This window comes from Cupriavidus sp. GW823-FHT07A04 (assembly GCF_058794615.1).
This window is the reverse complement of the sequence record NZ_JBXAHA010000025.1, coordinates 83,508-110,297: the sequence shown is the minus strand read 5'-3', so window position 1 is coordinate 110,297 and position 26,790 is coordinate 83,508. Positions and strand designations below refer to the sequence as shown.

The window sequence follows — 26,790 nt, the reverse complement described above, 5'->3', positions numbered from 1 at the left end:
ACGCCCACGACCCTGACCACCGCGCCCGCCCCACCACGAAACCATTGACGGGTGATGTGTCGTGATGGCGCGCGCCGGTAACGGCAGATGGTGGAATGCTCACCGGGCAAAGCGATCAGGGGCACCACCACGTGACCATTGGGTAATGCAGTAGCGATGCCCTATGGGCCGGTAGGATCCGCCAGCCAACACTCAGGGCCGTACGACGCAACCACAGCCCCACATAAGCCCGATTGCTCTGCCCCCGGCAGGGTCGGCTTTCTTCTCGTTAGTCTTCTTTGCCGACGCAAAGAAGAGTGACCGGCAGCCCCCGCAGGGGGATGTCGTACGGCTGTTGGGTGCAAGAGCCAACACCGCTCAAAGAAAAAGCGAAAGCCCCCCCAAAAGCCACTACCCCCCCTACACCCCCTCCCCCCCTTACGCCCCCAACTTCCTCTTCAGCAACTCATTCACCTGAGCAGGATTCCCCTTGCCCTTGGTGGCCTTCATGGCCTGCCCCACCAGCGCGTTGAACGCCTTCTCCTTGCCAGCACGGAACTCCTCCACCGACTTCGCATTGGCAGCCAGCACGTCGTCGATGATCTTTTCCAGCTCGCCCGAGTCGGACATCTGCTTGAGGCCCTTGGCCGCGATGATGGCGTCGGCGTCGGCACCTTCTTCGCCTGCCCACATGGCCGGGAAGACATCCTTCTTGGCCGTGTTGTTGGACACCGTGCCATCGGCAATGCGCACCAGCAGCTTGGCCAGCTGGGCCGGCTTGACCGGGGCGGCTTCCAGCGCGATGCCTTCGCGGTTGAGCAGCGACGACACGTCGCCCATCAGCCAGTTGGCAGCCGGCTTGGCATTGGCCGCGCCAGCTTCAGCGACCACCGCCTCGAAATAGTTCGCGAGCGACTTGGAGGCGGTCAGCACGCTGGCGTCGTAGGCGGACAGGCCGTATTGCGACACCAGGCGCGCTTGCATGGCCACCGGCAGCTCCGGCAGCTCGGACTTCACGCGCGCGATCCAGGCGGCGTCGATCTCCAGCGGCAGCAGGTCGGGGTCGGGGAAGTAGCGGTAATCGTGCGCGTCTTCCTTGGTGCGCATGGCGCGCGTCTCGCCGGTGTCCGGGTCGAATAGCACGGTGGCCTGCTGGATTTCGCGGCCATCCTCGATCTCGGCGATCTGCCACTGGACTTCGTAGTCGATGGCCTGCTGCAGGAAGCGGAACGAGTTCAGGTTCTTGATCTCGCGGCGCGTGCCCAGCTTGGGACTGCCATAGGGGCGCACCGACACGTTGGCGTCGCAGCGGAAGCTGCCTTCCTGCATGTTGCCGTCGCAGATGCCCAGCCACATCACCAGCGCGTGCAGGGCCTTGGCGTAGGCCACGGCCTCGGCCGAGCTGCGCATGTCGGGCTCGGTGACGATCTCCAGCAGCGGCGTGCCGGCGCGGTTCAGGTCGATGCCGGTCATGCCGGCGAAATCTTCGTGCAGCGACTTGCCGGCGTCTTCCTCGAGGTGGGCGCGCGTGAGCTGCACGGTCTTTTCGTAGGTTTCGCCCTTCTTGCCTTCGACCTGGATGCTGATGCTGCCGCCCTGCACCACCGGCAGCTCGTACTGGCTGATCTGGTAGCCCTTGGGCAGGTCGGGGTAGAAGTAATTCTTGCGCGCGAAGATGCTGCGCGGCGCGATGGTGGCGCCGATCGCCAGGCCGAACTGGATGGCGCGCTCGACCGCGCCGCGGTTAAGCACCGGCAACACGCCGGGCAGCGCCAGATCAACCGGCGAGGCTTGCGTGTTCGGCGCCGCGCCGAAGGCGGTGGAGGTACCGGAAAAAATCTTGGAGGCCGTCGACAACTGCGTGTGCGTCTCGAGGCCGATCACCACTTCCCATTGCATGGCGGTATTCCTGTTCGTGTGCTGTATGTGTTGCTACTTGTTTGCTACGTGTGGCTATGTATGGCTACGGTGTTCTTTCACGGATTCGGGCTGGCCAGCCATGAATCCAGTTGCGCCAGCGCCGCATCGCGCGAGATCGGGTCGCCGCCCACGGTCACGCCCTGGCCGTGACGCGAGCCGTTAGGCACATCGCGCCGCACCCGCAGCGGCTCGGTGCCATCAAAGCCGTGATACGCGCCGGGGTAGATCTCCAGGCGAAAACGCGCATCCGGCTGGCGCGCCGCGACCGCCTCGCGCAGCATGGCGCAGCGGGTGGCGGGGGTCCAGTCGTCGGCGCCGCCGGTCAGCAGCAGCAGGGGCGTGCGCAGGCGGTACTCATGCCGCTGTACCGCGCTCTTGCAGCCAGGGTAAAAAGCCACGGCGCGCTCGATCGCCGGTGCGCCCGCCGGCCAGTCGCGGCTGGCGTCGATGGCACTGAGCACCGCCTGCGCGCCGTTGGACCAGCCCAGCAGCACGATATGCGCGGTGTCCACGCCGGGCTGCTGCGCGAGCCACTGTAACGCCGCCAGCACATCGCCGCGCCGCGTGGCGTCGTCGATGTCGCGGCTGTCTATGCGTTCGGTGCAGATGCCATCCGGTTTGCCGCGCGGGCCGAAACTGTCGGGCAGCAGCACCGCGTAGCCGCGCGCGGTCAGCCACTGCACGTACTCGCGGTAACGGCTCTGGAGCGCTGCCGCATCCGCGCCGCCACTGCGGTGCAGCCCGCCGCAGCCGTGCAGCGCAATCACCACGCGTACGGCCGGGACCGGGGCCGCGGCGCTGCGCTGCGGCACGAACCAGTAGCCGCTGAGCGGCTGGCCGCCGTCGGCGCCCGGGAAACGCACCGTCTGCGCCGCCGGCATGGAAGCCTGCGCCAGCACGGCGTGGCTTGCCAGCAGCAAGGCGCATGCGCCCAGGCTGAAGAAGGCCTTCAGGCGAGCGGCGATGCAACCGTGGGCGGCTCGGGACATGGCGTTGAGCGGGTTCATCGGGTCTGCGCGCAACCGCCGCCGCCAGGCTCGAACATCACCGGCCAGGCTTCTTCGTAGATGCCCGGCGAGCAACGCGCCTCGCAATTGGCGTGCGCGAGCGTGACCCGGCGCGGATCCTGCCAGATCATCAGCTTGCAGGCGCTGCCGTCGTTGGCGCGCAGCTCGATATGCGGCTTCTTCTGGGTCTGGCGGAATTCGGCCAGGTTGAAGCTGCACGAGCCGCGCTTGCCCACCCACAGCTTCCATGACAACTGCTGCACGGTGTTGTCCGTCACGCGCACCTGCGCATCCTCGCGAAAGCCGTCTTCCTCGGTGCGGCGGCAATCGCCGGCGAGGTCGATGTCGCGGCTGGCAATCGGCGGGGGCTTGCCGCCAAAGCGCGGCAGCGGGATGCAGGCCGCCAATGCAGCGGCCAGCCCGATGCCGAGCACGATGCGGGACAGCCAGCGCGCTGCGATCATGCCTGCGCGGGCCGGCGCAGGTGCCAGTCCGTTGCCTGCTGGAAGGCGTGCGCCGTTTGCAGCAGCTCGGCCTCGCCAAAGTAGTTGCCGATCAGCTGCAGGCCAACCGGCATGCCACCCTCGCCCAGCCCGCAGGGCACGCTCATGCCGGGCAGGCCGGCCAGGCTGGTCGACAGCGTGAAGATGTCGGCCAGGTACATCTGCACCGGGTCCGCGCTCTTCTCGCCGAGCTTCCACGCCACCGTGGGCGCCACCGGGCCCATGATCACGTCGCACTGGGTGAAGGCGCGCTGGAAATCGTCAGCGATGATGCGGCGGATCTTTTGTGCTTGCAGGTAATAGGCGTCGTAGTAGCCGTGCGACAGCACGTAGGCGCCCACCATAATGCGGCGCTTGACCTCGGGGCCGAAGCCTTCGGCGCGGGTCTTCTTGTACATGTCCATCAGGTCGCGGTACTCGGCGGCGCGATGGCCAAAGCGCACGCCGTCAAAGCGCGACAGGTTGGACGATGCCTCGGCCGGCGCGATCACGTAGTACACGGGGATCGACAGCTCGGTCTTGGGCAGCGACACCTCGACCAGCGTGGCGCCCAGCTTTTCGTACTCGGCAAGCGCCGCGCGCACGGCTTGCTCCACGTCCGCTGCCAGGCCCTTGCCGAAATATTCCTTCGGCAGGCCGATGCGCAGCCCTGACAGCGGCTTGCCGGCGCTGGCGCCCACCCGCGCCTGGCCCAGCAGGCGGGTGTAGTCCTCGTCGACGCCGCCCAGGGCAGGCGCAACGCTGGTGGAGTCGCGCTCGTCGAAGCCGGCCATGCCGCCCAGCAGCATGGCGCAATCCTCGGCGGTATGCGCCATCGGGCCGCCCTGGTCGAGCGAGGAGGCGAAGGCGATCATGCCGTAGCGCGATACGCGCCCATAGGTAGGCTTGATGCCGGTGATGCCGGAGAACGAGGCCGGCTGGCGGATCGAGCCGCCGGTGTCGGTGCCGGTGGCGGCAGGCGCCAGGCCGGCGGCCACGGCGGCCGCAGACCCGCCCGAGGAGCCACCCGGCACGCGGCTGGCGTCCCAGGGGTTCCTGACCGGGCCGAAGTGCGAGTTCTCGTTGGACGAGCCCATCGCGAACTCGTCCATATTGGTCTTGCCCAGCGTGACCATGCCAGCGGCGGCGAGGCGCTCGACCACGGCCGCGTCGAACGGGCTTTCGTAGTTGGCCAGCATGCGCGAGCCCGCCGTGGCGCGCCAGCCACGGGTGACGAACACGTCCTTGTGGGCGATCGGCACGCCGGTCAGCGGGCCGGCTTCGCCGCGCGCGCGGCGCGCGTCGGCGGCGCGGGCCTGCGCCAGGGTGAGTTCGGGGTTGACGTCGACAAAGGCGTTGAGCGCACCCGCCTGCTCGATGCGGGCCAGGTAATCGCGCGCCAGTTCTTCGGCGGAGACGGAGCGTGCCGCCAGCGCGTCGGAAAGCTCGCGCAGGGAGGTCACGGAAGTTGCGGAAAAGGGCATGTCGGTCGGTTTGGCTTGGCAGGTGATGGCTGCCGGCGCAGCCTGGAGGCGGCGCGGCGCAGCCGCTGGGTCGAGGGCCGGGGTGCGTCTGACCTTTATTCGATGACCTTGGGCACCAGGTAGAGGCCGCCTTCGGTGGCCGGGGCGGGACGCTGGTAGTCCTCGCGGCGGCTGGGCTCGGTGACCACGTCGTCGCGCAGCCGCTGCGACATCTCGCGCACCGCGGACAGCGGGTGGGCCAGCGGCACGATGCCGGTGGTGTCGACCGCCTGCATCTGTTCGACCAGGGAGAAGAATTGATTGAGCTGCACAAGCGTCTGCCCGGCCTCGGCATCGTTGATTTCGATGCGGGCAAGGTGGGCGATGCGCTTGACGTCGGATAGGTCGAGAGCCATGGCTTGGGGTCGGTGCGAAAGGCGATGCGGGCGCGGCCGGGGCGGGCCGGGCAAGTGCTGCCGGGAGCGCCCGGGAATCGTCAAAGTTACAGGTTTTTTCGAGGAAGAAGCCCCCGAAACAGGGGGAATTATAAGGTATCATTGCGCGTTGCCATCCTTTGGCCGCGCCTTCGTCACATTGGTGCAAAACCGCCTCCTCCGGAGCATTTCGAGACACTCCGGCGAGACACTCCGGCGGGACACCCCGGCGGCGCACTCCGGCACCCGGGCCAGCCAGCACTGGCCGCGTGGCCCGACCGGCCCGCGCCGGCGCAGGCTTGAAGGCCCCCAAGGGATGACAGACAGGTTCCTCCGATTAGGCCGCCCCCGCCAGCAATTAATTTGTAATTGCAGCGCCGTTCCACCGAACTTTCGCGCGTGGTCTAATCAAAGGTTCCCGTAGAGGCTGCTTTCGCCACCTGGCAAAGCGGCCTTGGCTGGCGGCCCTGGCCCTGGCAGTTCGCAGCGGATGACAACGCGGACTGGCAACGGCGCCGGCCCCACCGGACGACCGGGGGCCTTAATACTACCCGTCGCTATGAATATCGTGGCTGGCCCCGCAGCGGCGCCGGCCACTTCGCATACTCGCGAACCACCAGAAACAGGATTCCTGATGTTCGGATTTCTCCGCAGCTACTTCTCCAACGATCTCGCGATCGACCTCGGCACCGCCAACACCCTGATCTATATGCGTGACAAGGGCATCGTCCTTGACGAGCCGTCCGTGGTCGCCATCCGCCAGGAAGGCGGACCCAACGCCAAGAAGACGATCCAGGCAGTGGGCAAGGAAGCCAAGCAGATGCTGGGCAAGGTGCCGGGCAACATCGAAGCGATCCGCCCGATGAAAGACGGCGTGATCGCCGACTTCACGGTCACCGAGCAGATGCTCAAGCAGTTCATCAAGATGGTGCACGACACCAAGCTGCTGCGCCCCTCGCCGCGCATCATCATCTGCGTGCCCTGCGGCTCGACCCAGGTCGAGCGCCGCGCCATCCGCGAATCGGCGCTGGGCGCCGGCGCCAGCCAGGTGTACCTGATCGAGGAGCCGATGTCGGCCGCGATCGGCGCCGGCCTGCCCGTGTCGGAGCCGTCGGGCTCGATGGTGGTGGATATCGGCGGCGGCACCACCGAGGTGGGCATCATCTCGCTGGGCGGCATGGTCTACAAGGGCTCGGTGCGCGTGGGTGGCGACAAGTTCGACGAAGCCATCGTCAACTACATCCGCCGCAACTATGGCATGCTGATCGGCGAGCAGACCGCCGAAGCCATCAAGAAGGCCATCGGTTCGGCTTTCCCCGGCTCAGAAGTCCGCGAAATGGAAGTCAAGGGCCGCAACCTGTCCGAAGGCATCCCGCGTGCCTTCACGGTGTCGTCCAACGAAATCCTGGAAGCCCTGACCGATCCGCTCAACCAGATCGTGTCGGCCGTCAAGATCGCGCTGGAACAAACCCCGCCGGAACTCGGCGCGGACATCGCCGAGCGCGGCATGATGCTGACCGGCGGCGGCGCGCTGCTGCGCGACCTGGATCGCCTGCTGGCCGAGGAAACCGGCCTGCCGGTGCTGGTCGCCGAAGACCCGCTGACCTGCGTGGTGCGCGGCTCCGGCATGGCGCTCGAGCGCATGGACAAGCTCGGCAGCATCTTTTCTTACGAATAAAGCGTAAGCAGAGGATTCGCACGTGGCGCGACGCGGCCTGCCGGACTACCTGGTCGAGGCAGCGCCTTGCCGCGCTACCCTCCCGACCCCGCCAGTCCCCGTGCACCACACCGCGCCGCGACGCCCCAGCCACTCCGGCTGGCGTGCCGCGGCGCGGTCGTGCCTGTGGCACCGGGGGACCTTTCTGCCAGCGCACGGGTAAATGGATTACACTCCGCCGCCGCTCTTCAAGCAGGGCACTTCCGCCGTTGCGCGCCTCGTCTTCTATGTGACGATCGCGCTGGCGCTGCTCATCGTTGATGCGCGCTTTGACGCCCTGCGCGTGGTGCGCCAGGTTGCCGCCACCGTGCTGATGCCGGTGGAGCGCGCGGTGCTGGTGCCGCGCGACGCGCTGCGCGCCACCTTCGACTACGCCCAGTCATCCGCCACCCTCGCCAGCGAGAACCGCGAGATCAAGCGCCGCATGGTGACCGAGGCCGAGGGTTCGGTGCGCCAGTCCCAGCTCGAGGCCGAGAACAACCAGCTGCGCAAGCTGCTTGGCCTGGTACAGCAGTCGGCCACGCCGGTGACGGCGGCCGAGATCCTGTACGACGCCCGCGACCCTTACAGCCAGCGCATCGTGATCGACCGCGGCAGCCAGCATGGCCTGCGCGCGGGCTACCCCGTGATCGACGAACGCGGCGTGATCGGCCAGGTCACGCGGGTTTCGCCGTTCCAGTCGGAGGTCACGCTGCTGACCGACAAGGAACAGGCCATTCCCGTGCAGGTAGTGCGCAACGGCTTGCGTAGCGTGGCCTTTGGCGGCGCCCGCGCCGGCCTGCTCGACCTGCGCTTCATGGCCGCCTCGGCCGACCTGCAGCAGGGCGACCTGCTGGTGACCTCCGGCCTGGACGGCACCTACCCGCCAGGCCTGCCGGTGGCCAAGATCGTCCAGATCGAGCGCAAGGCCGATACCGCCTTCTCGCGCGTGTACTGCGAACCGGTGGCCGGCGTGCGTTCGCACCGCCAGTTGCTGGTGATCCGCTACGAAGCGCAGTTGCCGCCGCGCGAGTCCATCGACGGCCCACGCGACGCCAAGGAGGCGCGAAGCGTCAGGGCGAACCGCCCGGGCGTGCGGGATGCCGAACGCTCAGGAGAGCGGCCGGCCGAGAAGCCCGCCGACAAACCCGCAGTACAGCCCGCTGACAAGCCCGCTGACAAGCCGGCGCAAAGGCCGGCCGACAAGCCCGCCCCGGCCAAGGAGCCCAAGCGTTGACCAATCCCCAATACCTGCTGCGCCCGGTCAACCCCGCGTTTATCGCGCTGAGTTTCGTGCTGGCCTTCCTGTTCAACCTGATGCCCTGGGGCACCACGCTGTGGGTGCCCGACATGGTGGCGCTGGTGCTGGTGTTCTGGAACATCCACCAGCCGCGCAAGGTCGGCATGGGTGTGGCCTTCGCGCTCGGCCTGCTGATGGACGTGCATGACGCGCGCCTGCTGGGCGAGCACGCCATGGCCTACTCGCTGCTGGCGTACTTCGCCATCACCATCCATCGCCGCGTGCTTTGGTTCACGGTCTATACCCAGGCGCTGCACGTGCTGCCGCTCCTGTTCATCGCCCACGCTGTGCCGGTGCTGATCCGCCTGGCCATGGGCGCGCCGCTGCCCGGCTGGCAATTGCTGCTGGCGCCGGGCATCGAAGCGCTGCTGTGGCCGCTGGCCACCGGCATGCTGCTGGCGCCGCAGCGCCGCAGCGCCGACGTGGACGAAACCCGGCCAATCTGACGCTTTACCCCAACCGAAGTCCCGCCGTGCCCCCTTGGGGGGCGCGGCAAACCGCAAGGCTGACGCAGTACCATGACCGAAATACGCAATGTCGAACAGGAGCTCGGCCGCTTCCGCATCCGCGTAGCGGCGGCGGGCCTGTTTGCCGTGATCTGCTTCGGCCTGCTGTTCAGCCGTTTCCTGTGGCTGCAGTGGTACAAGCATGACCAGTACTCGGCCAAGGCCGAGGACAACCGCATCTCGGTGGCGCCGATCGAGCCCAACCGCGGCATCATCATGGACCGCAACGGCGTGGTGCTGGCGCGCAACTATTCCGCCTACACGCTGGAAATCACCCCGTCCAAGCTGTCCGACACGCTCGACAACACCATCGAGGAACTGGCCCAGCTGATCGACATCCAGCCGCGCGACCGCCGCCGCTTCAAGCGCCTGATGGAGGAGTCGCGCAGCTTCGAAAGCCTGCCGATCCGCAGCCAGCTCACCGATGAGGAAGTGGCACGCTTCTCCGCCCAGCGCTTCCGCTTTCCCGGCGTGGACGTACGCGCCCGGCTGTTCCGCCAGTACCCGATGGGCGAGTCCGCCTCGCACGTGATCGGCTACCTGGGCCGCATCTCGCAGCGCGACCAGGAACGCATCGAGGCCATGGACGAGGCCAACAGCGCCGAAGGCGCCAAATACGATCCGCGCAAGGACGCCGACAACTACAAGGGCTCCAACTACATCGGCAAGATCGGCATCGAGCAAAGCTACGAGACCGAGCTGCACGGCCTGACCGGTTTCGAGGAAGTGGAAGTGAGCGCGGGCGGACGGCCCATCCGCACGCTGTCCACCTCCCCAGCCACGCCCGGCAACAACCTGATCCTGTCGCTCGACATCCGCCTGCAGCAACTGGCCGAGGCGCTGTTTGGCGACAAGCGCGGCGCGCTGGTGGCAATCGAGCCGGCCACAGGCGACATCCTGGCCTTTGTCTCCAAGCCGACCTACGACCCCAACCTGTTCGTCGAAGGCATCGACACCAATACCTGGAACGAGCTCAACGGCTCGCCCGACAAGCCGCTCCTGAACCGCCCGCTGCGCGGCACCTACCCGCCCGGCTCCACCTACAAGCCGTTCATGGCGCTGGCGGCACTCACCACCGGCAAGCGCACCGCGGCCTGGGGCTTCCACGATCCGGGCTCGTTCACGCTCGGCAACCATACCTTCCGCGACGACAAGCCGGGCGGCCACGGCTGGGTGGACATGAACGCCTCCATCATTCAGTCGTGTGACACCTATTACTACATGCTGGCGCGCGACATGGGCGTCAACGGCATCCACGACTTCATGAAGCCGCTGGGCTTCGGCCAGATCACCGGCATCGACATCGAAGGCGAGAGCCGCGGCATCCTGCCCTCCACCGACTGGAAACGCCGCGCCTACCGCAAGCCCGAGCAGCAGAAATGGTATGACGGCGAAACCATCTCGCTGGGGATCGGCCAGGGCTACAACAGTTTCACCATCCTGCAGCTGGCCAACGCCACCTCCATCCTGGTCAACAACGGCATCGCCATGAAGCCCCACCTGGTCAAAGCGGTGGAGGATTCGGTCAGCCGCGAGCGCGAGCTCACCGTGCCCAAGGAAAGCTACCGCCTGCCGCTCAAGCAGTCGGATATCGACGTGATCAAGCGCGCCATGGTCGGCGTGACGCACTCGGGCACCGCCGCCCGCGCGTTCGCCGGCGCCGCCTATGAGTCCGCCGGCAAGACCGGGACGGCGCAGACCTTCACCATGGGCAAGAACGAGAAGTACAACCACCACGCGCTGGACGAGCGCAAGCGCGACCACGCGCTCTATACCGCGTTCGCTCCCGCCGACAACCCGAAGATCGCGCTGGCGATGATCGTGGAAAACGCCGGCTTCGGCGGTGCCGTGGCCGCGCCGATCGCACGCAAGGTGATGGATTACTATTTGACGGGCAAGTGGCCGGAAGAACTGGCGAACATCGCCCCGCCCGCGTCCGAACGCGCCGGCGGCAAGCCGCCCGTGGATACGCCCAGCGTGTTTACCACCGGCCACACCGCCAGCATCGCCAGCGCCACCGTCATGGGCGCGAGCGAAGCCGCCGCCACCAGCGAAGGCGCCAGCGTGCCGGCGGCGCGGGTGGCAGCCCGCGCCGGCGCCTCCGCCACGGCCGCCTCTGCCGTGGTGGCGCCGGTGATCGACCCCGCCGCCATCCCGCCCGCCTCGGCGGTGCAGACGCTGGACCAGCGCATGGCGCAGGCCCTCGGCCACAGCCGCCCGGCGCCGCCCCCCGCTCCGGCCGCCTCGCCAGTCATGGCGCCCGCCAGTTCGAAACCCCGCGCCAAACCGGCAACCGCGCCCGCCGCGGCCGGCGGCAACGCTTCACGCTGAAGGAGACGCGCCATGGATCGCCGCCGCGTCCTATCGTTCATCAAGACGGCCCTGACCGGCTTTGACAAGCCACTCGCGCTCATCGTCTTCCTGCTGTTCGCCACCGGCATCGTGGCGCTCTACTCCGCTGCGATCGACATGCCCGGCCGGGTCGAGGACCAGTTGCGCAACATCCTGCTGTCCTACCTGGTGATGTGGGTCATCGCTTACCTGCCAACCCAGACGCTGATGCGGGTGGCGGTGCCGCTCTATACGATCGGCGTGGCCCTGCTGGTGGCGGTGGCCATGTTCGGCCTGATCCGCAAGGGCGCGCGGCGCTGGCTCTACGTCGGCATGGTGATCCAGCCCTCCGAGATCATGAAGATCGCCATGCCGCTGATGCTGGCGTGGTACTTCCAGAAGCGGGAGGGCTCGATCAGGTGGTTCGACTTTGTGCTGGCGCTGGTGCTGCTCGGCGTGCCCGTGGGCCTGATCGCCAAGCAGCCCGACCTCGGCACCGGCCTGCTGGTGATGGCTGCCGGCCTCTACGTGATCTATTTCGCCGGCCTGTCGTGGAAGATCATCCTGCCGCTGCTCGCCATCGCGGTGGTCGCCATCACCGCGCTGGTCAGCTTCGAGCACGATATCTGCGCCCCCGGCGTGAACTGGCCGATCCTGCACGACTACCAGCAACACCGCATCTGCACGCTGCTGGACCCCACCACCGACCCGCTCGGCAAGGGCTTCCACACCATCCAGTCCATCATCGCCATCGGCTCCGGCGGGGTGTTCGGCAAAGGCTGGCTCAAGGGCACGCAGACGCACCTCGAGTTCATCCCCGAGAAGCACACCGACTTCATCTTCGCGGTGTTCTCCGAAGAGTTCGGACTGATCGGCAACGCCGTGCTGCTAGTGCTCTACCTGCTGCTGATCTTCCGCGGGCTGTACATTGCGGCCAACGCGCCGACGCTGTTCTCGCGGCTGCTGGCGGGATCGATCACACTGATCTTCTTCACCTATGCCTTTGTGAACATGGGCATGGTGAGCGGCATCCTGCCCGTGGTGGGCGTGCCGTTGCCGCTGCTGAGCTACGGGGGAACGGCGCTGGTGACGCTGGGCATGGGCATCGGGATCCTGATGAGTATCTCGCGGCAAAAGCGGCTGATACAAACATAGCCTGGCGTGCGATTTGGCCGCTGAAATGACACCTTGCTAAGGTATCCTCTCTCCTTTGGAACGTTCACCTCCAAGGGCTCAAATGCGGCGCGTCGTATTCAATCAGAAAGGCGGAGTCGGTAAGTCGACCATCGTCTGCAACCTGGCGGCCATCAGTGCCAGCGAAGGCCTGCGCACCCTGGTCATCGACCTCGATGCGCAAGGCAACTCCAGCCAGTACCTGCTCGGCGCGCACGCTGCCGAGGCCACCCCGACGGTGGCCGACTTCTTCGAGACCGCGCTCACATACAGCTTCAAGCCGCTGGATGTCACCGCGTTCATCCACGCCACGCCGTTCGAAAACCTCGATGTGATGCCTGCCCATCCCGAGCTCGATACGCTGCACGGCAAGCTCGAATCCCGCTACAAGATCTACAAGCTGCGCGACGCGCTGATCGAGCTGGAAGACGCGTACGACGCCATCTACATCGACACCCCGCCCGCGCTGAACTTCTACACCCGCTCCGCGCTGATTGCCGTCCAGCGCTGCCTGATTCCCTTTGACTGCGACGACTTCTCCCGCCGCGCGCTCTACACGCTGCTCGACAACGTGAAAGAGATCCAGCACGACCACAACGCGGACCTGGAAGTCGAAGGGATCGTGATCAACCAGTTCCAGCCGCGCGCCACCTTGCCGGTGCAACTGGTGGAGGAACTGGTCGGCGAAGGGTTGCCGGTGTTGAATTCACGGTTGTCGTCGTCCGTGAAGATCCGGGAGTCGCATCAGCATGCGATGCCGATGATTCACCTGGATCCGAGGCATAAGTTGGCGTTGGAGTATTTGGCGTTGCATCGGGAGTTGGTGGGGTAGCTTTTTTGCTGCGGCGTTGGCCTTTGGACCCAAGGGCCATACGACATCGCCCTGCGGGGTTGGTCGCTGTTTCTTTGAGCGGCGATGGCTTTTGGACCCAACAGCCGTACGACATCCCCCTGCGGGGGCTGCCGGTCACTCTTCTTTGCGTCGGCAAAGAAGACTAACGAGAAGAAAGCCGACCCTGCCGGGCGCAGAGCAATCGCGGGTGCGAGGGACGCTGGTTTCGTCGTATGGCCTCAGTTCTGCGGGCATCTGCCGGTACCGGTTTGAAGGGCCACGACGCTGCCGATTTCCGGAATGCGTGGTGCGGCCCCCGGTAGTGGAGTCTGTGCCCATTCGCCAATCTGCCGTTACCGGCGCGCGCCATCACGATACATCGCCTACCAATGGTTTCGTGGTGGGGCGGGCGCGGTGGTCAAGGTCTCGGGCTAATCAAGGCGGTGCCACCGCGCCCACGACGGAACCGGTGCGCTTGCAACTTCGTGGCCGGCCACGCCGCGAGCGACAGACGGTTTGAAGCAAGTGATGTCTGCTACCGGGGGCCTCACCACACTCACGGCGCTCGTCCTCCGAGACAAAACCACGAAACCAGCCACGCCCGAAACGGCGCAGCCCCTCGCACCGCGAACGGCAGATCTGGGAACGGGCACCGCACACGAGGTCAGGGGCACCACCACGTAACCCATGGGTCATGCAGAAACGATGTCCTTGGGGCCGGTAGGATCGGCCAGCCAACACTCAGGGCCGTACGACGCAACCACCGAGGCCCATGAGCCTTATTGCTCTGCGCCCGGCAGGGTCGGCTTTCTTCTCGTTAGTCTTCTTTGCCGACGCAAAGAAGAGTGACCGGCAGCCCCCGCAGGGGGATGTCGTATGGCCCTTGGGTCCAAAAACCATCACCGCTCAAATAAACAGCGAAAGCCCCCCAAAAGCCACTACCCCCCTTACCCCCCCACCCCCTTCATCAAAAAATCCCGACTAACCCCACCCCCAAGCTCATGGATCCTGCGAAGAAAATCGCTAAGCCACCCATGAATCCCGACAGAAAAAATATCCTCGATCCGAGTGAATTTAAGCTCGGCATGCAGTTTCCCCGCCCGCCGCTCCGTCTCCACTGACTGCCCATTGCGCACCTGCGCCAGCAACGAAACCACCTCCCGCAAACTGGCCGCCAGCGACCGCGGCATATCCGGATGTACGATCAGCAACTCGGCCACGCGCTCCGGCGTGACCACCGAGCGATAGACCTTGCGATACATCTCCAGCCCCGACACGGAGCGCAATACCGCGGCCCACTGGTAGAAATCGTCTTGCTGCAGGCCGAGGTCGGTGGCCTGGAACTTGACGTCGAGAATGCGCGCGGTGTTGTCGGCGCGCTCCAGGAAGGTGCCCAGCCGCATGAAACAGTAGGCTTCGTCCTTGAGCATGGTGCCGGCTTCCACACCACGCGTTAAGTGGGAGCGGAACTTGACCCACTCGAAGAACTGCGCCGGATCTTGGCGCAGGATGCCGTCGGCAACCATCTGCTGGACATCGAGCCAGGTGGTGTTGATGGTCTCCCACAGCGGCGTGGTGAGTGCGCCGCGCACGGCGCGGGCGTTTTCGCGGGCGGCGCGCAGGCAGGACATGATCGACGCCGGGTGGCTCAGGTCGCGCACCATGAAATCGATCACTTCCTCGTGCACGACCGCGCCGTGGTGCGCGGCGAATACCGGCGTGAGCTCCGTCACGTCGAGCATCGCCAGCCAGCCTTGCTGTGCCACCTCGGGTGATTGCGGCAGCATCGAAGCCTGGTAGTTGACGTCGAGCATGCGGGCGGTGTTTTCCGCGCGCTCGGTGTAGCGGGCCATCCAGAACAGGTGGTCGGCGGTGCGGCTTAGCATGATGATTCCCCCTTTTCTCGGCAAACCCAGGCTACTGACAAGCAATTGGCTTGCCAGCCGCTGACCGCGGCGCGGTGCCTACTCGACCGGCAGCACGCTGACCTCCACTTCCACATCGTGCGCGCCGCCGCCCACGATGACGCCGCGCAGCAGCGAGACATCGCTATAGTCGCGCCCGAACGCCAGCGTGACGTGGCTGGTGTCGGCCAGCACGTCGTTGGTGGGATCGAGGTCGACCCAGCCGGCCAGCGGGCAGTACACCGACAGCCACGCATGGGAAGCGTCGGCGCCGATCAGCCTGGGCTGGCCGGGTGGCGGCTCGGTGCACAGGTAGCCGCTGACGTAGCGCGCCGCGAGGCCGAGCGAGCGCAGGCAGCCGATCATGACCTGGGCGAAATCCTGGCACACGCCGCTGCGCAGGCCGAAGGCTTGCAGCGCCGGGGTATCGACCTCGGTGGCCGTGGTCTGGTATTCGAAGTCGGCGTGCACGCGATGCATCAGGTCGATGGCGCCGGCCACCACGGGCACGCCGGGCGCGAAGCTGGCGAGCGCGTAGGCCTTGAGATCGGGATGCAGCGCCACGTTGGGCGAGGCGAAGCAGAACTCGCTTTCCGGCAGGAAGGGCTGCCCGGCGCGAAAGCGCAGCGCGGCGACGGCCGTCTCCCACGGCATGCTGGCGGCGGGGTCGAGCGACGCCCAGCGCGGCGTGACGCTGACTGTGCTCTCGCAGGCGAGCTGCATATAGTCGTGCGGCACGTCGATGGTGAAGTACAGCACGTTGTTGCCGAAGGCGTCGATGTCCGCATGCTGGTGCGACGGCGGCGGCTCGATCTGCGTGCTGTGCGCGTGCACCGCCTGCCATGGGCAGGTCACCGGAAACACCACGGCGCGCTGCTGGGCGTTCTCCACCGGCGCGGAGTAATCGTAGATGGTTTTGTGATGAATCGTCAGCACGGAGGCCACGCGTTCTGGCGCGGGCTCGGCAACGTCTTGCGCCTGGCTCATCGTCGCATTCATGGTTGCGCTCATGGTTGCGCCCCGACGCGGGTGCCGGCCATGCCGGCATGGCTGAAGTAGCGCGCACTGATTTCGTCCGAGAGCTGCACCATCATGTCAGTCAGTTGCTCGCACAGTTGCACCAGATTGGTGTATTTCCCGTCGGCGCCGCGCTGGCATAGTGCTTCCCAGCCGGGCAGCGTCTCCACGGTGGGCAGCCATTGCGGCAGCGGCACGCGCCCTGTGCCGGCCGGGCTGGCCGGCGGCGAGATCTGGCCGAGCTTGACGCGCAGCCGCGCCAGCAAGCCGTAGAGCCCGCGCGGGTTGGTCGGCTCGATCACCAACTGGTCGACCAGCGCGGGCACATCGGAGCGGCCCGGGTACAGCGCGCGGAAGGTCAGCGTGCTGTCGAACAGGTGCAGCAGCAAATCGAAGCAGGTCCGGTGCAGCAGCGCGCCGTTGTGCGCAAACACCCGCAGGAACGTCGAGAGCGTGGCCACGCGCTCGATATGGCGGCCGATAAACAGCAGGCGCCAGGCTTCGTCGCGGGTCATGCGGTCGCCCTGCGCGCCACTGATGGCGGCGAGCTGCATGGAGAGGTGATCCAGCGCCGCCAGCACGCGCGGACGGTCGTAGATGCCCGCGTCGCCGCCACCGCCGGGACTCCCCGCGCAGGCCGCCTCCATGGCATCGCCGAAATCGTTGCGCGCGGCCAGGATGGTGCGCCAGTGATCGTTGGACAGCCGGTTGCGGATTTCGGTGGCGGCGTGCACGTGGCTGGCCAGGTTCTGGCCCACGCTGGTCCAGCCGGCGCTTTGCGCCAGCGCGGACACCAGGCTGCGCTCGAACACACGCAGCGAGGCGCGCGGCTGCGGCGCGCCGGTCGGCAGCAGGCCGCAGGCGAGCACCAGTTCGCCGATCACGTCGAGCGCGCTGTCGTCGCGGTCGTCGCTGCTTTCGATCGAGCCCAGCACCAGGCGGCACAGGCGTACGTTGTTTTCCGCGCGCTCGGCATAGCGGCCGGCCCAGAACAGGTTCTCGGCGGCGCGGCTGGACACCGCCAGCGGCTTGGCCGCCGGCCCGCGCGCCGCGCCGGCCATGGGGAACTGCAGCGGCGTGGCGCCCGGCTGCGCCGGCTGGCTCGACAGCACCCAGGTGTCGACGCTGGAGCCGCCGAGCTGCATCGATACCGCCGGCTGCCCCTCGCCCGCAAGCCGGGTGAAGCCGCCGGGCATCACCTGCCAGCCGCCCCGCCCGTCGGCAATGGCATAGACCCGCAGCATGGCAGCGCGCGAGCCGATATGCGGCCCTTCCCAGCGTGGTGCGTGCGACAGCGGCAGATCGGCCTGGATGGTGAACAGATCCGGCACCTGCTCGATGCGCTCGCGCCAGTCCGCCAGGCGCTGCAGCCCGCGCTCCATGCCCAGGCGCGGGCCTTCCCACGGCTGCGCCATGCCGCGCGGGTAGGTTGGCATCAGGAAGGCTTCGGTGAATTCCCCGAGCGCCTCCTCACGCGCCGTGGCCTCGCCGCACCACCAGCTGGGCACGCCCGGCAGCAGCAATTCCTCGCCCAGCAGCGCGCGGGAAATGGCCGGCAGGAAGCCGTGGATGGCCGGCGTCTCCAGGAAGCCCGAGCCGGGCGCGTTGGACACCAGCACATTGCCCGCGCGCATCGCCTGCAGCAGCCCGGGCACGCCGAGCGTGGAATCCTGGCGCAGCTCGACCGGATCGCAATAGGCGTCGTCCAGGCGGCGCAACACCACATCGACGCGCTCCAGCCCGGCCAGCGTCTTCAGGTACACCACGTCGTTGCGCACCGTCAGGTCCTTGCCCTCGACCAGCGTGATGCCGAGGTAGCGGGCCAGGAAGGTGTGCTCGAAATAGGTTTCGTTGTAGGGCCCCGGGGTGAGCAGCACGATGTGCTTGCTGACCGAGGCGGCGGCGCCCGCCGCGGATTCCGGCGCGGGTGGCTGCGCCGCGGGCTGCTGCGCCAGCGTGGCCACCAGCTGCGAGAACGCGGCGGGCAGGCGCCGCACGCGCAGCTCGCGAAAGGCATCGGCGAACAGGCTGGAGATGATGAGGCGGTTCTCCAGCGCGTAGCCCATGCCGGAAGGCGTCTCCGTGCGGTGGGCCATCACCGTCCAGCCGCCCTCCAAGGTATGCGCGAGGTCCACCGCGACGATGTGCAGGAAGTTGCCGCCCGGCGGCTGGTAGCCCTTGAGCGGGCGCAGGTAGCCGGGATGGCCAAAGACCAGGCCGGCCGGCAGCAACCCCTTGGACAGCAATGCCTGCGGCCCGTAAATGTCGGCCACCATGGCGTTGGCCAGCTCAGCGCGCTGCGCCACGCCGCGCTCGATCCGCTGCCAGTCTTCCTCGCTCACCAGGAAGGGCAGCAGGTCCAGCGCCCAGGCGCGCGCACCGGCCTTGTCCGTGTTGTCGGCGTAGACGTTGTAGGTCACGCCGTTGTCGCGGATCTGGCGCGCCATGGCGGCAGCCTGCTGGTCAAGGCCGTCGATCCCTTCCTCGCCCAGTATCTGGAAAAAGCGCGCCCAGGGCTCGCGCAACCCGTCCCCGCATGCCCCCAGTTCATCAAGGTGCCCGGGCGGCACCGGCCGCGCGCGGTGCATCACCGCGTCGACGGCAGGGGCGGTTTCATCAAAAGGCAGGGACGGCTGAAGAGACACGGGGCGCGGCTTTGGGGGCTGCCGGATCAGCGTTGTCGCAAATCCAGCGTGAACGGAAACTCGAGGCTGCGCCGGGGCGGTTCCACGCGCATCACGCCCGGCGTGTGGCCAAGCGTGAAGAAGCGTGTCAGGCGCCGGCTCTCAGCCTCGTACGCATTAACCGGGAAGGTCTCATAGCTACGCCCGCCCGGATGCGAAACATGATACTGGCATCCACCGATGCTGCGCCCCATCCATGTGTCGACAACGTCGAAAGTCAGCGGCGCATGCGAGGCAATGGTGGGGTGGAGCGCAGACGGCGGCGCCCAGGCGCGGTAGCGCACCCCGGCCACGAACTCGCCGACGCGCCCGGTGGGCTGCAGCGGTACCGCGCGGCCATTGACGGTGACCACATGGCGGCTGTCGTTCATGCCCAGCACACGCACCTCGATGCGCTCGAGCGACGAATCCACATAGCGCACGGTGCCACCGGCACTGCCCTCCTCGCCCATCACGTGCCAGGGTTCGAGCGCGGTGCGCAACGTCAGCGACAGGCCGCCGGCCGCGAGCTCGCCCACGCGCGGGAAGCGGAACTCGAAGTGCGGCGCGAACCAAGCGTTGTCGAACGCGAAGCCGGCTTCGCGCATCTCGGTGAGCACGTCCTCGAAGTCCATCTGCACGAAGGTGCCGAGCAGGAAACGGTCGTGGAGCTCCGTGCCCCAGCGCGTGAGCCGCCCGCGATAAGGCTCGCGCCAGAAGCGGGCCACCAGCGCGCGCAGCAGCAACTGCTGCACCAGGCTCATGCGCGCATGCGGCGGCATCTCGAACGCGCGCAGCTCCAGCAGGCCGAGCCGGCCGGTGGGGCCGTCGGGCGAATAGAGCTTGTCGATGCAGAACTCGCTGCGGTGGGTGTTGCCGGTGACGTCGATGAGGATATTGCGCAGCGCACGGTCGACCAGCCACGGCGGCATGTGCGCGCCGACCCCACCCTCGGCGCCGCAGAGCCGGTCGAGCTGGTGCTGCAGCTCGGCAAAGGCGATCTCGAGCTCGTAGAGCTGGTCGTTGCGCGCCTCATCCACGCGCGGCGCCTGGCTGGTCGGGCCGATGAACATGCCCGAGAACAGGTAGGACAGCGAGGGATGGTTGTGCCAGTACGCAATCAGGCTGGACAGCACATCGGGGCGCCGCAGGAAGGGGCTGTCGGCCGGCGTGGCGCCGCCCAGCACGAAGTGGTTGCCGCCGCCGGTGCCGGTGTGGCGCCCGTCGAGCATGAACTTCTCGGTGCTGAGGTAGGTCTCGTGGGCGGCCTGGTAGAGGAATTCCGTATGGTCGACCAGTTCGTCCCAGTTGGCGGCCGGATGGATGTTGACCTCGATCACGCCGGGATCGGGCGTGACCTGCAGCAGCTTGAGGCGCACGTCGCGCGGCGGCGGGTAGCCTTCGAGCACGATCTTCACGCCCAGCCCGGCGGCGGTGGCTTCCACCGCCGCCAGCAGCTCCAGGTAGTCCTCCAGCACGGTCAGCGGCGGCATGAAGACGTAGAGCATGCCGCGCTTGTCGCCCGCGGCCGCTCTCTCGGCCTTGGGGCCGGCGGCGCGGCTGGGATGGCGCACTTCCACGCACAGCGCAGTACGCGTGATCCAGCCCGCGGATTCGCCGCGCTCGGGCACGCGCGCCAGGTCCGCGGCCAGGGCAGCGGGCGCGGCCGTGCCACCGATCGTGCCCGCCCCCGGCTTGGCCCCGGCAAGCTTGCCGGCACGCGCGGTCGCGGCCGAGCCGGGCGCGGGATAGGCCGCGGTGCTGGCACGGAACTCCGCCGCCTGGCCGGGCTCGGCGCCTTGGCCGGCAAGCCCGGGCAACTGCGCGCGCAGCTGCGCCCCGGTGGGCAGCGGCGAACGCGCCGCGAACGGGTCCTGGTCGAACTGCCACGGGTAGTCGGCCTCGCTGACCCAGGGCAGGGCATCCAGCGGCAGGCGGTAGCCCATCGGCGAATCGCCGGGCAGCAGGTACATGCGGTCGTCGCGGAAGAACCACGGCCCGCTGATCCAGCGGTGGGCGGCCAGCGCCGGGCCATCTTCCAGGCCGGTGCGGCGCAGCGGCAGCACGTAGCCGGTGGGCCGCGCCAGGCCGCCATCGAACACGCGGCGCAGGCGCATGCGCTCCATCTCATCGTCGAGCCGCGCCTCCAGCGGGTCGACGTTGACCGGCAGGCGGCGCTCGCGCCAGAGGTAGTACCAGGTGTCCTCATAGCCGGGCTGCACAAAGCCGGGGTTGAGCCCGAGGCGGTTGGCCAGGCTATCGAGGAAGCGGTGCGCGTCGGCCTCGGTATAGTCGGCCGGCTCGCGCTCATCGGCGAACAGCGACGGGTCCTGCCAGCAGGGCTGGCCGTCGGCGCGCCAGCAGATCGACAAGGCCCAGCGCGGCAATTGCTCGCCCGGGTACCATTTGCCCTGGCCAAAGTGCAGGAAGCCGCCCTTGCCATAGCGCGCGCGCAGTTTATGCACCAGTTCGGTGGCATAGGCGCGCTTGGTGGTGCCGAGCGCATCGGTGTTCCATTCCGCGCCGTCGCGATCCTTGACCGCGACAAAGGTCGGCTCGCCGCCCATGGTCAGGCGCACATCCTGTGCGTTGAGCTGGATATCGACCTCGGCGCCCACGGCCGCCACCGCCTGCCACTGCGCCTCGGTATAGGGCTTGGTCACGCGCGGCGATTCATAGATGCGGGTGATCGACATCTCGTGGTGGAAGGTCACCTCGCTCTTGTCGACCGCGCCGCTGACCGGCGCCGCGCTGCCCGGCTCGGGCGTGCATGCCACCGGGATATGGCCCTCGCCGGCCAGCAGGCCGGAGGTGGGGTCGAGCCCGATCCAGCCCGCGCCCGGCAGGTAGACCTCGCACCATGCGTGCAGGTCGGTGAAGTCCACGTCGGTGCCGCTGGGGCCGTCGATGGATTTCACGTCAGGCGCCAGTTGCAGCAGGTAGCCGGACACGAAGCGCGCGGCCAGCCCCAGGTGGCGCAGCGTCTGCACCAGCAGCCAGCCGGAATCCCGGCACGAGCCGGCGCCCGTCTCCAGCGTCTGCTCCGGCGTCTGCACGCCAGGTTCCATGCGGATCAGGTAGCGGATGTCCTCTTGCAGGCGCTGGTTCAGGGCCACTAGGAAATCGCTCGTGGTCTGCTTGTTGCGCGGAATGCTCTCCACGAAGGCGGCAAAGCGCGGCGTCAGCTCGCCCTTGACCATATAGGGCGCCAGCTCGTAAGCCAGGCCGGGCTCATAGGTGAAGGGAAAATTCTCCGCGTAGGGCTCGAGGAAGAAGTCGAACGGGTTGTAGACCGCCATCTCGACCACCAGGTCGACGGTGATCTTGAACTCGGTGGTCGGCTCGGGGATCACCAGCCGGGCGAGGTAGTTGGCGAACGGGTCCTGCTGCCAGTTCACGAAATGCTGCTCGGGCTCGATGCGCAGCGAATACGAAAGGATCGGCGTGCGGCAGTGCGGGGCAGGACGGAGCCTGACCACCTGCGGCGAAAGCTTCACGGGCCGGTCGTACCGGTAGTGGGTGACATGGTTCAGTGCGACGTGTGTTGCCACTAGTGCCTCCCATTGGCGCAGGTTTCGTGTGGTTCTCTCAAGCAAGAGTTGTACCGCCCCCGGCGGCGCACCCCAGATAGCGGCCGGCGGCGGCCGCCCTTGCATGGCAACATGCCCAGACTACCGCAGCATTACATGGCGCCAGCCTGTTTTGCCTTCAGTCCCTGCTCGATCAGCGAGCGCAGCTTGGCCAGCGCCCCGGGGTCGCCGTGCGCGGCGGCGCGGGCGTACCAGATCTTGGCCTGCTCGATGTCCTTCTCGACCACGCCGGGCTCGCCACGCTCGTAATAGCTGGCAACGATGTACTGGGCACCGCCGTCGCCCGCCGTGGCGGCGCGCGTGTACCACTCGAAGGCCTTGCCGTAGTCCCGCGCGATGCCCCGTCCGGTGAAGTAATTGGTCGCCAGTTCCACCTGGGCCTGCACATGGCCGCCTTCGGCCGCGCGGCGGTACCACTGGTTGGCGGACTCCAGCGAGCGCGGCACCAGCTCGCCGTGCTCGTACATCTCGCCAAAGGTGAACTGGGCCTGCGTCATGTCATTCTCGGCCGCGCGGTGCAGCCAGATCAGCGCCTCCTCCTGGCGCACCGGCGTGCCCTCGCCGCGCAGCAGCATCATGGCGTAGTTGTACTGCGCAAGCCGGTTGCCTTGCTGGGCCGCCTTGGCGAAATCCCGCAAGGCCGAATCGAAGGCGCCGGCGTCGTAGGCGGTCACCGCCTGGCGCGTGAGTTCCTGCGCCGGCGCCGGGGGCTGGCGCGCGGCCTGGGCGTGCTGGAAGGCGAACAGGCAGAGGGGAAGCAGCGCGGCAATGGCGGCGGCGCGCAATCGCGAAGGAAAGCGGGCAGGAAGGTAGGCAGGAAAGCGACGGACAAGCGGCATGGCAGGCTCCAGGCAGGGCACGCGCTGACTCCAAGTCTACAAGTGTAGGACTCCGAAGCCGACAGGTGCAGTCGGAAGCGGCCGGCCAAACCTTACGGTTGGCGCCACCAGTTCTGCGCCGGTTCCGCAGGCGCGGGTACGCTGCTAGGCAGCGCTTGCGCCTGCGCCAGCAGGGCCTCGGCCTGCGTGTGCAGCCTGGACAGGCAACGCGCCAGCACCCGCGCCTCCTCCGGATCCAGGCAGGCGGCCAGGCGGGCGTTGAAGGCCTGGGCCTGCGCAAAGGCAAGCTGGTAGACCGCCTCGCCCTGCTCGCTCAGGGCAAACGCCGCAGCCCGCTTGTCCTGCTCGCGCGTGGCGCGCTGCACCAGCCCGCGCGCCATCAGCGCGTGCACGGCGCGGCTTGCCAGCACCTTGTCCAGCCCGGCGCTTTGCGCCAGCTCCGTCAGGCGCGTGCCTGGCTGCTCGCCGAGAAAGGACAGCATGCGCCACTCACGCCGGCTCACCCCGGCTGCGGCGCGCAGGTGATGCCCGCTGGCTTGCAGGGCAACGCGGGTCAGGTGATAGAGGCGGTAATTGAGGAAGTCCGCCAGACGGGCGGGATGCCGCAGGGTTTCGCCGGCGTCCCGCCCCTGGTCCTCCTGGTCCTCCTGCGCCTGCTCGCCCGCCTGGCTGCCGTTCATGCCGCACCCGCAAATTTAGTTGATTTTGTCAATTATATGGCTGGGTGTTAGCGTCTGTGCCGCTGCCTAAGAACTGGCGGGCGCGTGCCAAGCGCATCCGCCGGGGTACGGCCGGGCAGCCATGCGCCCAGGAACGAAACGCGCACATCGATGCGCGAAATCCTTCTTTGGCGCCCGCGGGCCGTATCGATAAATTGGCCGGCTTCCCGCCGATGCCGAACCAACAGGAGAACCCGTGAAACCCGCCAAACTGCTGCGCGCGCTAGTCCCCACCCTCGCCACCATGACCGCACTGGCCGCCGTGTGCCTGGCCAGCGCGCCGGCCAGCGCCCAGAACGACCGCCCGCTGCGCATCCTGGTGGGCTATCCCGCCGGCGGCACCGCCGACCTGGCCGCCCGCCTCATCGGCGACAAGCTGCGCGAGGAACTCAAGCAAACCGTGGTCATCGAGAACAAGCCCGGCGCTGGCGGCCGCCTGGTCATGGACTATGCGCGCACCCTGCCCGCCGACGGCAACACGCTGGTGGTCGCCAACTCCGCGGTGATGACCATCGCCCCGCTGACCTACCGCAAGCTGAACTACGACATCCAGCGCGATTTCGTGCCGGTGGCACAAACCGCCAACTTCCAGCTGGCCCTGGCCACCGGCCCCGGCACGCCGGCCAAGACGCTGAAGGAGTACATCGAGTGGCTCAAGGCCAGCCCGGCCAAGAACAATTCCTACGCCTCGCCGGCGCTAGGCAGCATTCCTCACTTCTTTGGCTTGCTGATCGGCAAGCAGGTGGGCGTGGAGATGTTGCACGTGCCGTTCAACGGCTCGGCACCGTTGATGAATGCGCTGGTGGGCGGGCAGGTGCCGGCCTCGGTCGATACGCTCGCCGATCTCACCGAGATGCATCGCGCGGGCAAGATCCGCGTCCTGGCGAGCTCGGGGACGCAGCGCTCGGTGGCATTGCCGGATGTGCCCACGTTTACCGAGCTTGGCTACAAGGACATCGAGGGGCTTGGCCGCTACGGGTTCCTGGCGCCGGCCGGCGTGCCGAAGGCAACGATCGACCGGCTGAATGCGGCGATCGTGCATGCGGTGCAGTCGGCGGATCTGAAGGAGCGGTTCCTGAAGCTGGGGCTGGAGCCGCAAACCGGGAGCGCGGAGCAGTTCGGCAAGGTGCTGGCGGCGGATGCCGGACGGTGGGGACCAGTGGTCAAGGCCTCTGGCTATACCGGGGATTAAAAATACCCAGTCGTATTTCATCAAATTTATTCACTCCATGAATGTTATTTTCCACATGGATTGAATAAAAAAAAACTACATCACGTTATTTACCTAATTGATGCTGATCAGGTCAGCGGCCCGACCGGCATCGACAAAGCCATGCCCACCAGAAACACCCTCTTCATCATGTGCGACCAGCTGCGCCAGGATCACCTGGCGTGCTACGGCCACCCCACGCTGCGCACAAAGCACATCGACGCCCTGGCCGCGCGCGGCGTGCGCTTCACCAAGGCGTTCGTCACCTCCGGCGTTTGCGGCCCGAGCCGCATGAGTTTCTACACCGGGCGCTACCCCAGCAGCCACGGCGCCACCTGGAACCGCGTGCCGCTGTCCGTTGGCGAAGTCACGCTGGGCGAATACCTGAAGGACAGCCACCGTGCGCTGGCGCTGGCCGGCAAGACGCACGTGATGCCCGACAACGCCAACATGAAGCGCCTGCATCTCGATGGCGGCAGCGAGCTGGAAACGCTGCTGCGCAGCGGGCACTTTGTCGAAGTCGACCGCCATGACGGCCACCACGCCGAGCCGCACAGCGCTTATGCCGAGTGGCTGCGCAAGCAAGGCTACGACAGCGCCGACCCGTGGACGGACTACGTGATCAGCGCCGAGAATGCGCAGGGCGAGATCGTGTCGGGCTGGCAGATGCGCAATGCCGGCCTGCCGGCACGCGTGGCGCAAGCGCATTCGGAGACGGCTTATACGGTGGGCCAGGCAATGCAGTACATCGCCGCGCGCGGCGACGACCCGTGGGTGTTGCACCTGTCGCTGGTCAAGCCGCACTGGCCCTATATGGCGCCCGCGCCCTACCATGCGGCCTACTCGCTGGACGACTGCCTGCCGCTCAAGCGCCACGAGGCGGAGCTGGACAACCCGCATCCGGTGCTCGACGCGTACCGCACGCAGGAAGAATGCGCCAACTTCATGCGCAGCGAAGTCTCGGACACGGTGCGTCCCGCCTATCAAGGCCTGGTGCAGCAGATCGATGATCGCCTGGGCGAATTGTGGGAACAACTGGAGCGCCTGGGCCGCTGGGAAGACACGCTGATCGTGTTCACGGCAGACCACGGCGACTTCCTGGGCGACCACTGGCTCGGCGAGAAGGAGCAGTTCTACGACACCGTGCAGAACATCCCGCTCATTGTCTACGACCCCTCGGCCGAAGCCGACGCCACCCGCGGCAGCGCGGATGCGCGCATGGTCTCGGCCGTGGACGTGGTGCCGACCGTGCTGGACGCGCTGGGCCTGCCGCCGGCCGACCATCGCGTGGAAGGCCGCTCGCTGCTGGACCTCACGCGCGAGCGCGGCAATGGCCAGTGGCGGGATTTCGTGGTGTCGGAGCTGGACTACGCGTATCGCGGCGCGCGGATCGCGCTGGGCCGGCAGCCAGGCGAGTGCCGGGCGTGGATGGTGCGCAATGCGCGCTGGAAGTATGTGCACTGGCAGGGTTTCCGCCCGCAGCTGTTCGACCTGGAACGCGACCCGGACGAGTTCTTCGACCTGGGCGAGGATGCCGGCCACGAAGCCATCCGCTCGACGATGCGGCTGCACCTGCTGGAATGGTTCTGCACCCTCAAGCCGCGCACTACGGTGAGCAACGACGAGGTGGCGGCCAAGACCAATGTCTACAAGCAGGCGGGCGTGTTTTTTGGCGTTTGGTGAGGTGGCTTGAATCGTGGCATGCCGCGCCGGGATAGCGCCCGG

19 protein-coding genes are annotated in these 26,790 nt (G+C 67.3%); 8 read left to right on the top strand and 11 right to left on the bottom strand.

The features are described 5' to 3' along the window. Nucleotides 1-417: 417 nt before the first annotated feature. From gatB to gatC, 5 genes are all read right to left on the bottom strand, one after another. Nucleotides 418-1,878, bottom strand: coding sequence for an Asp-tRNA(Asn)/Glu-tRNA(Gln) amidotransferase subunit GatB (gene gatB, locus AC1Q7Q_RS34395; RefSeq protein ID WP_492376565.1), 1,461 nt, complete (start codon nt 1,876-1,878; stop codon nt 418-420). 77 nt (nt 1,879-1,955) lie between these two features. Beyond that, entirely contained in the window at nt 1,956-2,906 is a 951-nt protein-coding gene (locus tag AC1Q7Q_RS34390) for a dienelactone hydrolase family protein (RefSeq protein WP_492376564.1), read from the bottom strand. After that, entirely contained in the window at nt 2,903-3,370 is a 468-nt protein-coding gene (locus tag AC1Q7Q_RS34385; protein ID WP_492376563.1) for a hypothetical protein, read from the bottom strand. Before AC1Q7Q_RS34385 ends, AC1Q7Q_RS34390 begins: the two co-directional genes overlap by 4 nt. Beyond that, nucleotides 3,367-4,872, bottom strand: a complete 1,506-nt coding sequence (gene gatA, locus AC1Q7Q_RS34380; protein WP_253932840.1) for an Asp-tRNA(Asn)/Glu-tRNA(Gln) amidotransferase subunit GatA — start codon at nt 4,870-4,872, stop codon at nt 3,367-3,369. Before gatA ends, AC1Q7Q_RS34385 begins: the two co-directional genes overlap by 4 nt. A gap of 95 nt (nt 4,873-4,967) precedes the next feature. Then, a complete protein-coding gene (gatC, locus tag AC1Q7Q_RS34375; RefSeq protein WP_441640157.1) occupies nt 4,968-5,267 on the bottom strand; it encodes an Asp-tRNA(Asn)/Glu-tRNA(Gln) amidotransferase subunit GatC in 300 nt (99 codons plus the stop codon). A 652-nt stretch (nt 5,268-5,919) separates the two neighbouring features. Here gatC and AC1Q7Q_RS34370 point away from each other — a divergent pair. The 6 genes from AC1Q7Q_RS34370 to AC1Q7Q_RS34345 all read left to right on the top strand — a co-directional run bounded on the left by AC1Q7Q_RS34370 (nt 5,920) and on the right by AC1Q7Q_RS34345 (nt 13,123). Further along, complete coding sequence (locus AC1Q7Q_RS34370) at nt 5,920-6,963, top strand: rod shape-determining protein (RefSeq protein WP_035859663.1); 1,044 nt, start codon at nt 5,920-5,922, stop codon at nt 6,961-6,963. Between the two features lie 202 nt (nt 6,964-7,165). Further along, nucleotides 7,166-8,218 (top strand): rod shape-determining protein MreC, encoded by a 1,053-nt coding sequence (mreC, locus tag AC1Q7Q_RS34365; protein ID WP_492376562.1) that lies wholly within the window; start codon nt 7,166-7,168, stop codon nt 8,216-8,218. After that, on the top strand, nt 8,215-8,727 hold the full coding sequence (gene mreD / locus AC1Q7Q_RS34360; RefSeq protein WP_150992634.1) for a rod shape-determining protein MreD: 513 nt from the start codon (nt 8,215-8,217) through the stop codon (nt 8,725-8,727). Before mreC ends, mreD begins: the two co-directional genes overlap by 4 nt. Before the next feature lie 72 nt (nt 8,728-8,799). After that, complete coding sequence (gene mrdA / locus AC1Q7Q_RS34355; protein ID WP_492376561.1) at nt 8,800-11,118, top strand: penicillin-binding protein 2; 2,319 nt, start codon at nt 8,800-8,802, stop codon at nt 11,116-11,118. A gap of 12 nt (nt 11,119-11,130) precedes the next feature. Then, nucleotides 11,131-12,273 (top strand): rod shape-determining protein RodA, encoded by a 1,143-nt coding sequence (gene rodA, locus AC1Q7Q_RS34350; RefSeq protein ID WP_492376560.1) that lies wholly within the window; start codon nt 11,131-11,133, stop codon nt 12,271-12,273. Nucleotides 12,274-12,355: 82 nt separating this feature from the next. Further along, nucleotides 12,356-13,123 (top strand): ParA family protein, encoded by a 768-nt coding sequence (locus tag AC1Q7Q_RS34345; protein WP_492376559.1) that lies wholly within the window; start codon nt 12,356-12,358, stop codon nt 13,121-13,123. A 947-nt stretch (nt 13,124-14,070) separates the two neighbouring features. On the opposite strand, the gene AC1Q7Q_RS34340 is transcribed toward AC1Q7Q_RS34345, so the two are convergent. The 6 genes from AC1Q7Q_RS34340 to AC1Q7Q_RS34315 form a co-directional block, all read right to left on the bottom strand. Next, entirely contained in the window at nt 14,071-15,009 is a 939-nt protein-coding gene (locus tag AC1Q7Q_RS34340) for an alpha-E domain-containing protein (RefSeq protein ID WP_492387268.1), read from the bottom strand. A 78-nt stretch (nt 15,010-15,087) separates the two neighbouring features. Further along, nucleotides 15,088-16,014, bottom strand: coding sequence for a transglutaminase family protein (locus AC1Q7Q_RS34335; protein ID WP_492376279.1), 927 nt, complete (start codon nt 16,012-16,014; stop codon nt 15,088-15,090). 20 nt (nt 16,015-16,034) lie between these two features. After that, nucleotides 16,035-18,689 carry a circularly permuted type 2 ATP-grasp protein gene (locus AC1Q7Q_RS34330; RefSeq protein ID WP_492376276.1) on the bottom strand — a complete coding sequence of 885 codons (2,655 nt, stop codon included), beginning with the start codon at nt 18,687-18,689 and terminating at the stop codon, nt 16,035-16,037. Between the two features lie 26 nt (nt 18,690-18,715). After that, a complete protein-coding gene (locus AC1Q7Q_RS34325) occupies nt 18,716-22,258 on the bottom strand; it encodes a transglutaminase family protein (protein ID WP_492376275.1) in 3,543 nt (1,180 codons plus the stop codon). 131 nt (nt 22,259-22,389) lie between these two features. Beyond that, complete coding sequence (locus AC1Q7Q_RS34320) at nt 22,390-23,136, bottom strand: tetratricopeptide repeat protein (protein ID WP_492376274.1); 747 nt, start codon at nt 23,134-23,136, stop codon at nt 22,390-22,392. A 92-nt stretch (nt 23,137-23,228) separates the two neighbouring features. Beyond that, nucleotides 23,229-23,816, bottom strand: a complete 588-nt coding sequence (locus AC1Q7Q_RS34315; protein ID WP_492376273.1) for a MarR family winged helix-turn-helix transcriptional regulator — start codon at nt 23,814-23,816, stop codon at nt 23,229-23,231. 283 nt (nt 23,817-24,099) lie between these two features. Between AC1Q7Q_RS34315 and AC1Q7Q_RS34310 the strand changes: the two genes are divergently transcribed. Together AC1Q7Q_RS34310 and AC1Q7Q_RS34305 are read left to right on the top strand one after the other, a co-directional pair. Next, nucleotides 24,100-25,047 carry a Bug family tripartite tricarboxylate transporter substrate binding protein gene (locus AC1Q7Q_RS34310; protein ID WP_492376278.1) on the top strand — a complete coding sequence of 316 codons (948 nt, stop codon included), beginning with the start codon at nt 24,100-24,102 and terminating at the stop codon, nt 25,045-25,047. A gap of 141 nt (nt 25,048-25,188) precedes the next feature. After that, nucleotides 25,189-26,748 (top strand): sulfatase-like hydrolase/transferase, encoded by a 1,560-nt coding sequence (locus AC1Q7Q_RS34305; RefSeq protein ID WP_492376272.1) that lies wholly within the window; start codon nt 25,189-25,191, stop codon nt 26,746-26,748. Nucleotides 26,749-26,790: the final 42 nt, after the last annotated feature.